Genomic DNA, 15,112 nt, shown 5'->3' with positions numbered 1-15,112 from the left:
CAAGGGCTTACAACTAACTTGGAAGCCCGTTTAGAAATATGATTTTCTGCTTGCTAACGCGCCGACTCTATTCATGACTAGGCCGTCTCACTAAATTCCTTTTTATCAGCGCAAGCTAAAAGAAGCTAGCAGCTCTAGCGTATCCACCCATTAGCGACTTGTATCAAGCATCAAATTCCATAGCGGCTTAGAATGCTCAAAATCGCTGGCCGGATCGTTTGGAGCATTCGATCGAAACCCAAATCGTTGGGATGAATCCCATCCGTTGTGCCTTCCTGGTCATGCCCTAATAGACCATCCGCCCGGATCAAATAAAGGTGTTTATCCTGCTCTTGAAGTTTCTTAATCTCTTGATTGCTGTAGAGATCTTTTAACGCTACGACTGCCGCAACCTGCTGGTCAAAAGTACCCTTCTCACGCGCCACAGTTTGAATAACAATAATAGGTACCTGTGGATGAAACCTACGAATGGTATGAATCAGATTGCTCATGCGGGCTAAAATTTCCGCCGGGGACGGGTTAGGAAGGCAATCCAAAATATAAGCATCCATTGCCAAGGGCGCGATCATATCCGCAACCTCCGGTTCCATTTTGCCGCTACCGCTGAAGCCCAGGTTAATAAAATTATAGCCCGTTTCTCGAGAAAGCCGGGCCGGATAAGCCAGTCCTGGTCGGCTGGCGGACGCACCCTGGGTAATACTGGACCCATAAATCAGAATATTTTTCTTGAATGGGTTATCCGCTGGACTAATCGATGCGCTAGAATCAATGCCGATTTCAAGCGAAAGAGTCTCATCATAGGTAGGTAAGAAGAGCAAACAGGTTTTGTCCCCCGACGCCATATGTTCCACGATCGTAGCTTCCGAACAGGTGTGGGATTTTGGACTCGCGACGCCGGCGTATTGCCAGCGATTATCGCGCTGGATGTACAAATCCATTCCTTCGTAAGCAATCCCCGTCATATTGCCACTTGGGGCATGCGAACTAGTACACCACCTAGCCAAAATGCGAGTGCTATTGGTCTTAAAGCTGATCGCTAATCCTGCTGAATTCGTAGCCAGTCGCTTGACATTGGCTGGAATGGCCGGATAGGCAGCTGTATCCAGCCGGTGGTAAAATGGTTGGCTGTTCCAGGCCTTGCCAGTCAAGGTAAGCCTACGGGCATCAGTAAAGATAACCGACGGCTGCTGCGCTCCTACCTTACCCGTTAAACCAAGAGCGAAGCAAACTAGGAACAGCCGACACCAAAATTGAATCATAGTTTTGACCAAAAGGAATAATTTGGCTTTTAGCTGCAATGAAACGATTGAATGCGTGGCTCTTCGGTTGTAAAAGTAACCGCATGGTAAGTGATTCAAGAGCCTTTCCAACGTATAGCACAACCTATTAGATCGTACATAAGGCTATAAAGTGAGACGAGATAGCTTCTTACCTCCTTGAAAAGCTTTTTCAGCAGTACATAGCCTACTAAAATACCTGACCGACGCAGGCATTTTGCTAAGGAGTAGCTGTCCGCCATCGCTGGTCATTATCACCCTACTCGTTTGGATAGCATTGACCAGAACAACGATACGAGTCGTCTTTCCGTCTTGTGTTCTCCGCCTTGGCTTGACTATTTATATACCTTACTCCCTACTTTTTAGCGTTACAATCGTGAATATTTCATTCTTCTCTTCGGAGGATAATGCCAGAAAGCGTTCGTACTGCTTTAGTACATCAGCAATAACCTCTCGTTGCGTAAAGTATTCAATGTTATAACCTAATCGGTTGTCACCAAAGTATGTTCTAGGAATATACGATTTGTTGCCAATTACGCCAGGAATGTTGCCTTCATTGACTAGAAAGCTGGAGATTGTTTTGGCGTGATTACGAACCCCGTAGGTGAAATCTTCAAGTCGTTCATGCTTGATCGTTAGGGCAACATCCGCTGGTTTCTCTTTCGTCTGCACAGTAGCAACAATACCCTTGCTATTAAACTCAGCGGAAAGCTCTTCCAAGGCGGGGGCAACCGTTTCCATCATGAAGTGATCGACATGGTCCTTCGTTTTAAAGGAAACAATCCGATCAAGCCGTTCTTTCCAAAACTCACCTGACCAATTGCTGGTGGCGGGTGAAAAGCCCTGGTTTTGGTAATGGTTATCGACAATCAGGCCTTGTATCAGGCAATAGCAGAACATCAGCATAATCATCGAAAAGGGCAGCGCTGTAATGAGGGTCATCGTTTGTAACGATTGCAGCCCACCCGCATTGAGCAATACCAGGGCCAGCAGAGCCAGCAGTGCGCCCCAAAAGATTAATTGCCATTTAGGCGATTCGGCCGCATTATTAGAAGCAATATTGTTCATGACAAAAATGCCTGAATCGGCGGAAGTCACAAAAAAGACAAAGATGATGAAAATGGCCAACGCACTGCTAATGCCTGTTGCAGGGAAATAATCTAAAAACCGAAAGAGCAACTCATCGGCACTACTGGTTAGCTTACTTAGTGAGCCTCCTGCGTCATTCCGATCCAGCCAGGTTGCGCTATTCCCAAATATGGTCATCCATAAAAAGTTGAAAGCTGTTGGGATCACAAGCACAGCCGCGATAAATTCCCGAATTGTGCGCCCTCTTGATATTTTCGCAATAAACAAACCTACATAAGGTGCCCAGGAGATCCACCAGGCCCAGTACAAGATTGTCCAGCGAAAAAACCAAGGCTGAGTGGCAGGCTCATACGCATGGGTGTCAAAGGTTAAGTTAAAAAACTGATTCAAATAATAGCCAACTCCCTCCGAGAAGGTACCTAGCAAGAAGACGGTTGGTCCCACTAAAAGAATAAATACCATAAGCAAAACCGCACTAGAGATATTAAGTTGGCTCAGGAATTTAACGCCTTTATTCACCCCAGAAGTGGCCGATAGGGTGGCAATAATCATGATAACAGTAACAATAGCAATCTGGTAGCCAAACCCTTTACTTTGCATTATACCGACTTCCACAAGCCCGGCATTAAGTTGTACAACGCCAAAACCCAACGTCGTTGTAATGCCGAAAAAAGTACTGCACAAGGCAAAACAGTCAATGATGTCGCCCGCCCTACCGTTTATTTTGTTTTTCAGAACTGGATACAAGCAACTGCGCAGCGATAGGGGTAGCTTATAGCGGTAAGTAAAGTAGGCTAACGATAAACCTACCACGCCATAGATTGCCCATGCATGAATTCCCCAATGGAAAAACGTATACAACTGAGCATCTTTGGCCCGCCGAATATCATCGAATGCCCCAAAGGTTGGGTCCGAAAAATGGGCGATAGGCTCGGCAACACTGAAGTACATCAGACCAATTCCCATTCCGGCTGCAAAAAGCATCGATATCCACGAAAAAAACGAGTACTCTGGCTCAGAATCATTGTCGCCCAGGGTAATCGAACCGTATTTACTAAAAACCAGGGCCAGAAGAAAAAATACAAATAGGGTTACTGACCAGATATATACCCAGTTTAGATTAGTAAAGATCCACTGCTGAACTTGTCCTAGGAGAGTAGCCGTCAACTCAGGGAAGAAGCTGGAAATAAATGTAACGGAGAGTATAAAAAGTAAACTAGGTACAACAATTCCTTTTTTAAATGTGGTCTGTGCCGATACTTGTTTTAGCCTGTTCATAAATCAGTTGTCGATTTCATCCATCAGCGATAACGTACACTTGCCGCTCCATGTTCTGACGTGTTTGGTCCCTTAAGCTCTCTTCTTTTAAGGTATTCCGTTAGTGGCTTTATGCAGTTGGGCTCTGTGAGAAGCAGTTCTCTTTATGACTAACACGAATCAGTTTCCTGTAGTTATAAAGGCCGCTGAGTATAATGAATGACCATTCATATATCGGCTACTTGTAGGGGCCTTTGATAAATGTTTAAAGCACACTAATGTTTTTCTAATCGTACTCCAAGCTCGCTCTAACCTTAATTGCCTAATTTGGCCGTTTAATCAAAATCCTTTGAGGAGGATAGGGTCTTTTCTCGCTCAGAAGAAAAGTACTTTACTGACGTTTTTATCTGCCTACTATGCTTACGACGCTGGTTATTCTGTTTTTGCTCGGTTATGCCCTCATCACCGTAGAACATTCGATTCGTATCAATAAAACCGCAACCGCCCTCATTACCGGCGTCCTTTGCTGGACGGTGTATAGTCTCACCCTATCTGACCCGGAACCGGCTTTGGAAGCCTTGGGCCATCATCTGGCCGAGATTGCCCAAATTCTCTTCTTTCTGCTGGGGGCCATGACCATCGTCGAGCTGATCGACATTCACGGGGGCTTTACTATCATTACCGACCGCGTCGCTACCCGCAACCCCCGCGTCTTGTTGTGGCTCATTGGCGGCTTGACGTTCATCTTATCGGCCCTGCTGGATAACCTGGCGTCGGCGCTGGTGATGGTCTCGGTAACCCGTAACCTGGTTCGGCAGGCTGAGCAACGAAAGCTAATTGCCGGTATGATCATCATTGCCGCTAATGCCGGCGGAGCCTGGTCACCCATTGGCGACGTAACGACAACGATGCTTTGGATTGGTGGACAAGTGACAACCGTCAACATCATGAGCCAACTCTTCTTGCCCAGTCTGGTTTGTCTGTTAGTACCTTTGCTGTATCTGAGCTTTACCCTGAAGTCTGAATCCCCAGACCGGGAGTCTAAAGGGCACAAGTATACCAGCCGCCCCTACATTGATCCCACTGCCCGGCGTGATCGACGCGTGATGTTTGCCGCCGGTTTGTCAGCCATCGTTATGGTGCCCATCTTTAAATCCATTACTCATCTCCCCCCCTATATGGCGATGCTCTTGGCGTTGGGCTTTGTGTGGGTGGTTTCGGAACTGATTCATGCCGATAAAGACGAGCAGGAGCGGCAGCGCTTTTCGGTAGCTCATGCGCTGAGCAAAATTGATGTGCCGAGCATTTTGTTTTTTCTGGGCATTCTGCTGGCAGTTGGCAGTCTGGAATCGGTTGGAATCTTAGAGCAGGTAGCCACTTCCCTAAATGAATCAGTGGGTAACTTAGATGTGATTGTGGGCATTATCGGTGTTGCCTCGGCAATTGTTGACAATGTGCCCATTGTGGCCGCTGCGATGGGCATGTATGATCTAGGGGCTTATCCTGCTGATCATAAATTATGGGAGTTTCTGGCCTACTGTGCAGGAACGGGGGGCAGCTTGTTGGTGATTGGCTCAGCCGCAGGCGTGGCCGTTATGGGCATGGAGCGGTTAGAGTTCGGGTGGTATCTACGGCGAATCAGTGGTCCAGCGTTACTAGGTTATTTAGGTGGTGCGCTAACTTATTTGGCTGTGTATGCGGTGAGCCACTAAAGCACAAGATGAAGGAACACTGTTGATCCAACCCATCGTTAGGCAAATCCTAGGTAAGACTTTTGATATTTTTCTCTACCCGTTTATTACAAACCTTGAGAACTATTTTCCTAACCTTAAAACAATTTAGTGAAGCTTAGCGGAAATAGTTTGAACACAGATTTATTGCAGATGTGTACTAACATGCTTGATCAACTTTAGTTGTTTGATGGGACGATCAGTCAGGCTTTACAAAGCTTGCAACAAGTCCTCACTTAATATTAAGTCGTACATTTAGTCTGTATCCAATCCATACGTTCATATGAAAGTACTGTTAGTAGAAGATGAAGAGCGGTTGGCTTTGTTTGTGCAGAAAGGATTGGAAGCTGAATCGTACCGGGTTGATGTTGCCTACGATGGCTACGTGGGTAAACAGCTCTTCACGCACAATGAATATGATGCTGTAGTACTGGACATAAACCTGCCTCAAATTAATGGTATCGAACTTTGTCGCCAATTTAAGGCCGATAACTCGTCGATGCCTATTCTGATGCTAACGGCGCTGGATAGCCTGGACGATAAAATGAACGGATTCAATGCCGGAGCCGATGATTATCTGTCTAAACCCTTCGAGTTTATTGAGCTTCTGGCCCGGCTACGTGCCATTACGAAACGATACAATATCAGCAATCAGTCGCTGCTGCGATTAGCGGATCTGGAATTAAATCTGAACACGAAAATCGTAACGCGGCACGGCCAACGAATTGATTTAACGACCAAAGAATACGCGTTGCTCGAATACCTGATGGCCCACCGGGGAAAGATCATTTCTCGCACTGAATTAGCCGAAAAAGTCTGGGACCTTTCCTTCTACACAAGTACGAATGTCATCGATGTGTACGTGAGCTACCTTCGTAAAAAAATAGATCGCGATTTCTCGCCTAAACTGTTGCATACGGTTGTCGGTATGGGCTATGTACTTCGCGAAAACTAACCGTACGCCATGCTGATTCGTAACAAACTGACGCTTGTTTTTATCCTGCTTGTTATTACGATTCAGCTGGCGTTTTCGACGTTTATCTACCTTTTTTATTCGATCTACCGCGAACGGGCCTTTTACGTGCGTCTCCAGGCAAAAGCGCAGCTATACGGCCGTATTATTCTGGAACGGAAGGCGTTGCGTAACCCACTCAATAGCTTACAAGCCATCGATTTTGCAACAATTACCGGAGAGCATACCAGCCTTTTTGATTCCACAGGCACGATTCTCTTCACGAACCAGAGCAAAGACTACCAGCAAAAGGAAACGAGTTTACTGGCTACGCTCAGCCAGAAAAAATCCGTTCAGTTCAATATCGAAAATGAGAAAGGGATTGGCATTACGTATACGTATGAGAATCAGCCTTATTCGATTTTTGTGACCGGCATTAATCGGCTCGGTGATACCAGTGACCAATACTTGCGGGTGCTGCTGCTAATCGCTAACCTGGGCGGTGGGGTGCTGATTATGGGCGCTGGCTGGTATTTTTCGGGCCGATTTTTACAGCCCATCGCACGCATGGTAGCCGATGTAAACCAGCAATCCGATTCGCAATTAACCATACGGCTTGATGAAGGAAACAAGCGGGACGAACTGGCGCAACTGGCGATGACATTCAATGAGATGCTCACCCGCTTGCAGACCAATGTTGAGAATCAGCGGAGCTTTATTTCTCATGCGTCCCACGAGCTTCGTACGCCCCTGACAAACATGCTCGGCACGCTCCAGACGTCGCTTAGCTACGATAAAGTACCGGACCAATGGCGCAGGAGTATGGAGTTAGCCGTGCTGGATAGTAAGCGCATCATCGAACTAACCAATGGGCTGCTGAGCCTATCGAAATCCGAGAATGTAGCCGTTGCCCGTCAGCCCATCCGGCTAGACGAGTGCATCGAAAAGGCGATGGCGCAAACCAAAGCCAAATACCCTGATACAGCCCTGTATTTTCAGTTTGGAACTCTGTCAGACTCCGACTATTTCGAGATCCTGGGTCATGAGCCGTTGCTAACCACCGTATTGACCAACCTCCTCGATAACGCCTGCAAATACTCGCAGCAACCCGTCTGGATTGAACTGAGTACTGAACAGGCGAAGGGACAATACGTCATTACCATTACCGACCAGGGACGAGGTATTCCGGCTGAGGACCTGCCTTATCTGTTTGAGCCACTGTATCGGGGCCGCAACGTAGGCAAAACCGAAGGATACGGCGTCGGTATGGCCGTGGCCAAGCGGCTTATTGCGTTTCACAAAGGTACCATCAACGTTCAGTCGGTACTGGATCAGGGAACGACCATCACCGTCCGGCTGCCCATCTACTCCGACACCGCTACGCCGTCGGAGCCCGCTACGATTTCATAAGATCTAATGCCGTTCTCAGACGGTTCTAATCTCGCGACAGCATCTTTGTGGAGTCAACATTACTTGTTCTCCCAATGCATGATACCCACACACGTTCTCTTTCTCAGTCCAACCCGACAAGCGGATCAGCACGTCCGTGTCTACTGATAATGAGTTTGTTGTGGTTCTGTTTCTCAAAAAACGATGCTAGGCGGAATCCACCTAAAATCATGGTAGTTAATCACGTTAAACGAATTATATATGGTATCGTAGGGCTGATCGGAACCTGCGGTCAGGTGCAGGCGCAGGAGCCGGTTGCACAACGGCTAACCTTGCCGCAGGCAATGGAACTGACGCAGCAGAACTATCCATCCATCAAAGCCAAACAGGCCCAGCAGGAAGCCGCCAACTACCAGGCCGAAGCTGTCCGTAACCAGCGGCTGCCCGAGGTGCAGTTTCAGGATCAGCACACCTTCGCCAGTTTCAACAACCTGGCCGGTGCGTACTTCCCAAATGAAGGGTCGGTGATTCCGGTTTCGGGGGCGGCCCGTCCCGCCAGCTGGCAGGGCGTTTGGGGCAGCTTTACCAGCCTGCTGGTCAACTGGCGCGTATTTAATTTCGGGCGTCTGCAAGCCAACGAAACCGTGGCCCGGCGGGGGCAGCAAGCGAGTCAGGCCGATACCGAGAATGAGATCTTTCAGCAGCAGGTCCGGGTGGCCGACGCGTACCTGAACTGGCTGGTACTGCACCGGGTTGTGGCCGTTCAGCAGGCTAATCTCGCGCGTACGCAACAGTTTGAACAGGCCGTCACCACGCGGGCAGCCGCTGGCCTGCGACCCGGTGTCGATTCATCGGTGGCACGGGCCGAATCGGCGAAAGCGCGGCTGCTGTTGCTCGAAAGTCGTCAGAATGAACAGACGCAACTGCTGCAACTTCACGAGATGATGGGCGTTCGAAGCGGTGTCTACCAACCGGATACGTCGTTCTACAGCCGTCAGCCTCAACTGGCCCTCGAATCGGCTAATGCTGGCGAAGCGCCATCGCTGCGGTTCTTACAGGCACAGGCTGAGCAGTCGGTGGCGCAGGCTGAAGCCATTCGAAAGTCCTACTGGCCATCCATTTCCGTGCTGGGTTCGTTCGGGGGACGTGGTTCGGGCATCGATAACCTAACGGGTGAGGTTAGCGGCAACTTCGGTCAGGGGATACCGTATCGAATTGGCAATTACCTGGTCGGCGTGTCAACCCGCTGGAATCTGTCGGCGCTACCCCGCATTCGCAACGAAACTCGGGCGGAGCAACTCAGGGGTGATGTGTTCCGACAGCAGTACCGACAGGAGCAGCTGCGCCTGAGTCGCCAGTCTGAAACGGCTGATCTCCGCACCGCCTATGCGCGGCAGCAACTGCTCGAAGCGCCGGTGCAAACCACGGCCGCCCGGAATGCCTACACGCAGGCGACGACACGCTACCAGACTGGACTGGGTACGTTGGTCGAAGTCGCGCAGTCATTTGTGCTCGTGAACCGGGCAGAGGTAGACGAGGCCGTCGCCAACAACAACCTGTGGCGATCGCTCCTGCTGAAAGCCGCTGCCCGGGGCGACCTGTCTGTTTTTCTGAATCAACTTACTCACTGATCTATGCATGGTTTAATCAAAGCAGCCTTACGCCATCCGATTGCCGTCGTGGTGGGGATGCTGGCTATCGTTATCTTTTCTACCTTATCGATTCGAAAGATTTCCGTCGATATTTTCCCCGAGCTGGATTTGCCCACCATTTACGTCATTCAGCCGTACGGGGGCATGGCGCCGGACCAGCTGGATGGGTTCGTCGCAGCCCAGTACCAGAACCTGTTTCAATACGTAACGGGCGTCCGCAACATTGAAATCAAAAGCACGCAGGGCCTGGCCTTGCTGAAGCTGTCTTTTTATCCGGGAACGAACATGGGGCAGGCGGCCTCGGAAGTGACGACCAACGCCAACCGGGCCAGAGCGTACATGCCCGATGGCACCGTACCGCCCCAGATCGTTCGGTTTGATGCCAGCTCGGTGCCCGTTGGTCAGCTGGTTTTCAACTCGTCGACACACTCGCTAAACGAAATTCAGGATTATGCCGCGTCGCGCATCCGGCCTATGTTCTCCACGATTCCGGGGGTTGCATCTCCGCCACCCTTCGGCGGTAACCAGCGAACGGTGGTGGTGCGGGTTGACCCCAGTCTACTGCGGAGTTATAATCTGACGCCCGATGATGTTGTCGACGCGATTTCGGACAGCAATCAGCCTTCGGCGTCTGGTAATGTGCGCATTGGCAAGCTGGCGTATATGTCCCCCGTTAATTCACTTATTCAGAACGTCAGTGATTTTCTGGACGTACCGATCCGGAAAGGAAACGGACCGAACGTGTACGTCCGCGACGTAGGTACGGTGGCCGATGGTGCCGACATTACCGTTAGCTACGCTCTGGTCAACGGGAAGCGGGCCATCTATATTCCGGTGGTTAAGAAAGCCGATGCGTCAACGCTGGACGTGGTCAAGAACGTACGAAACACGCTGCCCGCTTTACAGGCTGCCGTTCCGGAGGATGTGAAGCTGTCGTACGAATTCGACCAGTCAGTGTACGTCGTCGAAGCGGTCAAAAACCTGATCAGCGAAGGGATTCTGGGCGCGGTGCTGACGGGCCTGATGGTTTACCTGTTTCTGCGCGATCTGCGGAGTGTGCTGATCGTTGTCGTAACCATTCCGCTGGCGATTTTATCGGCGGTGCTGATGCTGGACCTGTGGGGGCAAACCATCAATACGATGACCCTGTCGGGGCTGGCCCTGGCGATTGGCGTGCTGGTTGACGAAGCTACCGTGACTATTGAAAACATCCACCAACATCTAGAAACGGGGAAGGCGAAAGGCCGCGCCATCTGGGATGCCTGTAAGGAAATTGCCTTGCCGAAGCTGCTGATCCTGCTTTGTATTCTGGCCGTTTTTGCGCCGTCGTTCCTGATGGAAGGCATTCCCAAGTCCATGTTTTTGCCGCTGTCGCTCGCCGTTGGCTTTGCGATGATTGCGTCCTTCCTGCTGTCGCAGACGCTTGTGCCGGTACTGGCAAACTGGCTGATGAAGAGCCACAAAGGTCACGCTGCCGCCGATCAAGCTCATGAGGATGAGGTCCCTGAAGTCGAAAAAATTCGTCTGGAAAACCAGCAGATTCAGTCGGACGCCATACTGGTGGATCAGTATGGACCCGATACCCAAAAGGTGGGTGGTTTTGAGAAATTTCGGGTGCGCTATACCCGGCTTGTGGAGCGGATTCAGCCGTATCGAAAAGTAACGGTGCTGGCTTATTTGGGCATCAGCCTGGGGCTGGTCGTCTTCGGTTTCAGTCGGTTAGGCACGGACATTCTACCCAAAGCCAATACGACGCAGTTTCAAATGCGCTTGCGGGAGCCCGACGGGACCCGGCTAGAGGTAACCGAACGGGCAACCCGTCAGGCACTCAAACTTATCAACGAGATTGTCGGGCCGGAGCATGTGCGAATTACGTCGGCTTACGTGGGTACGGTTCCGTCCAGCTACGGTACCAGTTCTATTTTCGTGTACACCAGCGGGTTCCACGAAGCCATTATTCAGGTGGCGCTTCACGAAGATTACCACGTCAACAATGAGCAACTAAAAGAGAAAATCCGGGCGCGGGTCGCTCGGGAGATGCCTGATACGAAAATCTCGTTTGAGCCAATCGAGCTGACCGAAAAAATCATGAGCCAGGGGGCGTCGACACCCATTGAAGTAACCGTCGGGGCTAAAAACATCGGCCAGGCGCATCAATTCGCGAAAAAGGTGGAGAAGGAGCTACAGGCCATTCCGTACCTGCGCGACGTTCAGATTGCCCAGCCGCTGGCCGTGCCCACCCTGTCGATGAAGGTCGATCGGGTGCGGGCTGCCAAGCTCAACATGACGGCGGAAGAGGTGTCTCAATCGATGGTAGCGGCTACTTCGTCGAGCCGGTTTACGGAGCGCAACTTATGGATCGACCCTAAATCCGGTCTGGGGTATCAGGTGCAGGTCACCATCCCGGAGTACCTGATGAACAGCGTCTCTGCGGTCGAGAATATTCCCATCAAGTACGAAAACGGCAACCGGCATATTCTGGCTGATGTGGCTTCGGTGAGCACACGACTCACTCCGGGCGAGATCGATCGGGAAGGTCCCAATCGACTGGTTACCGTGACCGCCAATATTGTGGGTAAAGATCTGGGAACCGCCGGAGCAGCCGTTCGGAAGGCTGTCGACAAGGCCGGCGAACCGCCCCGGGGCGTTGTGGTCAAAACCAAGGGGCAGATTCAGCTGCTGGCCGATACGCTGAGCAGTCTCCAGACCGGTTTGGCCATTGCTATCGTAGTCATATTTCTCCTGCTGGCTGCCAATTTCGAGTCGTTCAAATTGTCACTGGTGGTGTTGTCAACCGTCCCCGCCGTGCTGGCTGGCTCACTGCTGATGCTGCTTGCCTGCGGTGCAACGCTGAACCTGCAATCGTACATGGGCATGATCATGTCGGTGGGTGTGTCGGTGTCGAATGCGCTGCTGCTGGTGACGAATGCCGAACAGGTTCGCCTGGTGAACGGCAATGCCAGTTGGGCCGCCCGAATGGCGGCTAATACCCGACTTCGCCCCATTCTGATGACAGCCATTGCCATGATCGCTGGTATGATCCCCATGGCATCCGGGGTCGGCGAAGGGGGCGATCAGGTAGCTCCGCTGGGGCAGGCCGTTATTGGCGGACTCCTTTTTTCAACCGTGGCCGCGCTAATGATCCTGCCAAACACCTTTGCCTGGGTGCAGGGGAAATCGTCACTCGAATCTACGTCGCTCGACCCCGACGACGAAAACAGTCAATATTATCACCAGGAACACGCCTTGTTGTAGGCATTCGAACTATGAAACCACGCACCATCCATACTAGTCTCTTTCTGTTGCTTGTAATGAGCCTGATGGCTTGTTCACACGATGAAGAGAACCAGGAGAAAAAAGACGAATCAGCCGCACTGCCGCCAACCTATACGCTGGCTACCGTTCGGGCTGTGAACAACTCTCGCGACCTGACGCTACCCGCCGATTTGAAGCCGTATTACGCGACCCGCATCTTCCCCAAAGTGAAAAGCTTTGTGCAGAAGGTAGCTGTCGACCGGGGTTCGCGGGTGCGAAAAGGGCAGTTGCTGGCCGTTCTGGAAGCCCCCGAACTGACGGCTCAACTGGCCGAAGCGCAAACAAAAATTACGCTGGCCAACAGCTCCCTCACCAATGATAAGGCGCTTCTGAACCGCTTGTTGAAAGCCTCCCAAACGGCGGGGGTGGTGGCGGCCTCCGAGATCGATCTGGCCCGGAGCCGGGTAGCAGCCGATAGTTCATTGCTGGCTGCTGCCCAGGCAAACGTTAAAGTAGCCCGTCAGATGACAACCTATCTTCGTCTGGTCGCTCCGTTCGATGGCACGATTACCGAGCGGAACGTATCGGCGGGGGATCTGGTCGGACCCGACGGCAATACCGCCAACGCCGTGCCGCTGTTTGTGCTGGAAGACAACAGCCGGTTGCGTCTTACCCTGGCCGTACCGGAGCTATACGCCGATGCCGTACGGGATGCCGTGGGGATCACGTTTTCGGTGCCCGCGCTGCCGGGGCAGACCTTCACGGCCAAACTGGCCCGAACGTCGGAAAGCCTGCAGGAAAACGTCCGGGCGCTGATTACGGAATTTGACGTGCCAAACGCAAACCGGAAGCTCAGCGCGGGTATGTACGCCGACGTTACGTTGCCGCTACACCGCCGGGTGGCAACGCTGGTTGTGCCCGCAACGGCAGTCGTCAATTCAACCGAGCAGGTGTTTGTGGTCGCTGTCCGCGATGGGAAAGCCCACCGGGTAAGCGTGCGGAAAGGGCTGGATCTGGGCGATGAAACCGAAGTGTTCGGTTCGCTACGGGCTGGTGATCAGGTCGTGCTGGCCGCTTCCGACGAAACGCAGGATGGCGATATCATCAAGTCCGGTTCGGCGCTATCGGCCCATGTCAAGTAACGAAGCAACGGTTCAGGGTGAATCGATTCGTATAAGCTAGGTTTTTTCTTCTCGTTATGTTTTTCTCTCGTCGCTCAATCTATCTACTCTGGGTTGGCTGCTGCTCACTATTGCCTGTGTGGGGAGCCGCCCAGCCCGTTTCCGACACGCTACGGGTTAGCCTGCCTCAACTGGAAGAACGGTTTCTGAATCGTAATTTCCAGCTGCTGGCGCAGCGTTATCAGATCAGCGCGGCCGAAGCCGAGGTTATTCAGGCGGGTTTGCGCACGAATCCAAACCTGGAGGTAGCCACCAACCTGTATAATCCCAACACGGGGAAGGTGCTGCCCCTGTCGACACCGCCAGTCTCCGACATCAACAACGATGTCTACAACAGCGGTTATTACGCGGCTGAACTTCAGCAGCTTATTCGGTTGGCGGGAAAACGAACCAAACTCGTGGCGCTGGCCGAAAGTAACCGCGAGTTGGCGTCTATCACCTTCCGCGACATCCTCCGAACGCTGCGGTATCAACTCTATACGTCCTATGCGAACCTGCATTACGACCTGGAAGCGATCCGGCTGCTGCGTGGCGAAGAAGAGCGGCAGGGACGCCTGATCGAATCGTTTCGACTGGCGCTGAAAACGGGGGGCGTTTCCCGCTACGAGCTAACGCGCCTGGAAGTAGATCGGCGGGAACTGCGCACCAATATTGCCACGTATCGCAGCCAGATTGCCGAAGAGCAAACGACGTTGCGAGTGCTGTTGCGGCAAACGACCCCTGAATTCATTCTGCCCATTCAGGTTCCTGACGCAGTCCCGGCCCTGCCAACCGTCGAACTGTCGATTGATTCGGCGCTGGTCAACCGGCCGGATGCCGCCCTGGCGCGGGAGCAAATCAACAACGCCGAACGGCGACTGAATCTGGAACAGGCCAACCGCACCCCTGACCTGACGGCGGGAGTGGCCTACGAGCGGTACGGAAACACCTACGTGAACTTCACGGCCATTAAGCTGAGCATGGACCTGCCGTTTTTTAACCGGAATCAGGGCGGTATTAAAGTCGCCAAACTGGGCATAAAAAGTGCGCAGGCTGGGCTCGACAATCAGGAAAGCGTTGTCCGCAACGAAGTCATCGAAGCATATGAGAAGCTGACACTCTATTACGAGCAGAACGCTACGTTGCCCCCCGACTACCTGAGTCAGTTGCAGGACATATCCGTCGAAGCGACAAAGGCCTACAACAACCGGGTCATCAGTCTGCTCGACTATCTGGATAAGATCCGTACGCATCAGTCGGGTATCCTCAACTACATCGCCTTGCAGAACAACATTTTCCAGGCGCAGCAGCAACTCAACTTTACGACGAACACCCGTTTTTTCTAACAAGC

Annotated in this window: 9 protein-coding genes; 7 read left to right on the top strand and 2 right to left on the bottom strand. The window is 51.8% G+C overall.

All coding sequences use genetic code 11. The features are described 5' to 3' along the window. Positions 1–170 precede the first annotated feature (170 nt). Positions 171–1,259 (bottom strand): SGNH/GDSL hydrolase family protein, encoded by a 1,089-nt coding sequence (locus tag M0L20_RS26705; RefSeq protein WP_248480267.1) that lies wholly within the window; start codon positions 1,257–1,259, stop codon positions 171–173. Positions 1,260–1,625: 366 nt separating this feature from the next. Beyond that, positions 1,626–3,644, bottom strand: a complete 2,019-nt coding sequence (locus M0L20_RS26700) for a BCCT family transporter (RefSeq protein ID WP_248480266.1) — start codon at positions 3,642–3,644, stop codon at positions 1,626–1,628. 395 nt (positions 3,645–4,039) lie between these two features. On the opposite strand from M0L20_RS26700, the gene nhaD reads away from it, so the two are divergent. From nhaD to M0L20_RS26665, 7 genes are all read left to right on the top strand, one after another. Next, positions 4,040–5,335, top strand: a complete 1,296-nt coding sequence (nhaD, locus tag M0L20_RS26695; RefSeq protein ID WP_232563530.1) for a sodium:proton antiporter NhaD — start codon at positions 4,040–4,042, stop codon at positions 5,333–5,335. 301 nt (positions 5,336–5,636) lie between these two features. Then, positions 5,637–6,308 (top strand): response regulator transcription factor, encoded by a 672-nt coding sequence (locus M0L20_RS26690; RefSeq protein WP_232563529.1) that lies wholly within the window; start codon positions 5,637–5,639, stop codon positions 6,306–6,308. Positions 6,309–6,317: 9 nt separating this feature from the next. Next, complete coding sequence (locus M0L20_RS26685) at positions 6,318–7,715, top strand: HAMP domain-containing sensor histidine kinase (RefSeq protein ID WP_232563528.1); 1,398 nt, start codon at positions 6,318–6,320, stop codon at positions 7,713–7,715. A 209-nt stretch (positions 7,716–7,924) separates the two neighbouring features. Then, positions 7,925–9,325 carry a TolC family protein gene (locus tag M0L20_RS26680; RefSeq protein WP_248480265.1) on the top strand — a complete coding sequence of 467 codons (1,401 nt, stop codon included), beginning with the start codon at positions 7,925–7,927 and terminating at the stop codon, positions 9,323–9,325. A 3-nt stretch (positions 9,326–9,328) separates the two neighbouring features. Next, positions 9,329–12,601 (top strand): efflux RND transporter permease subunit, encoded by a 3,273-nt coding sequence (locus M0L20_RS26675; protein ID WP_248480264.1) that lies wholly within the window; start codon positions 9,329–9,331, stop codon positions 12,599–12,601. A gap of 11 nt (positions 12,602–12,612) precedes the next feature. Continuing rightward, positions 12,613–13,743, top strand: a complete 1,131-nt coding sequence (locus tag M0L20_RS26670; RefSeq protein WP_248480263.1) for an efflux RND transporter periplasmic adaptor subunit — start codon at positions 12,613–12,615, stop codon at positions 13,741–13,743. A gap of 56 nt (positions 13,744–13,799) precedes the next feature. Next, positions 13,800–15,107 carry a TolC family protein gene (locus M0L20_RS26665; protein WP_248480262.1) on the top strand — a complete coding sequence of 436 codons (1,308 nt, stop codon included), beginning with the start codon at positions 13,800–13,802 and terminating at the stop codon, positions 15,105–15,107. Positions 15,108–15,112: the final 5 nt, after the last annotated feature.

It is taken from the genome of Spirosoma liriopis (assembly GCF_023196085.1).
GTDB classification, from domain to species: Bacteria; Bacteroidota; Bacteroidia; order Cytophagales; family Spirosomataceae; genus Spirosoma; species Spirosoma oryzicola.
The sequence above is the reverse complement of the archived record's forward strand: the minus strand, read 5'-3'. Positions and strand labels throughout refer to the sequence as shown.

Coding starts and splice junctions, on each gene's coding strand:
- M0L20_RS26705 (WP_248480267.1), bottom strand. CDS start 1,259: ATGATTCAATTTTGGTGTCGGCTGTTCCTAGTTTGCTTCGCTCTTGGT.
- M0L20_RS26700 (WP_248480266.1), bottom strand. CDS start 3,644: ATGAACAGGCTAAAACAAGTATCGGCACAGACCACATTTAAAAAAGGA.
- nhaD (WP_232563530.1), top strand. CDS start 4,040: ATGCTTACGACGCTGGTTATTCTGTTTTTGCTCGGTTATGCCCTCATC.
- M0L20_RS26690 (WP_232563529.1), top strand. CDS start 5,637: ATGAAAGTACTGTTAGTAGAAGATGAAGAGCGGTTGGCTTTGTTTGTG.
- M0L20_RS26685 (WP_232563528.1), top strand. CDS start 6,318: ATGCTGATTCGTAACAAACTGACGCTTGTTTTTATCCTGCTTGTTATT.
- M0L20_RS26680 (WP_248480265.1), top strand. CDS start 7,925: ATGGTAGTTAATCACGTTAAACGAATTATATATGGTATCGTAGGGCTG.
- M0L20_RS26675 (WP_248480264.1), top strand. CDS start 9,329: ATGCATGGTTTAATCAAAGCAGCCTTACGCCATCCGATTGCCGTCGTG.
- M0L20_RS26670 (WP_248480263.1), top strand. CDS start 12,613: ATGAAACCACGCACCATCCATACTAGTCTCTTTCTGTTGCTTGTAATG.
- M0L20_RS26665 (WP_248480262.1), top strand. CDS start 13,800: ATGTTTTTCTCTCGTCGCTCAATCTATCTACTCTGGGTTGGCTGCTGC.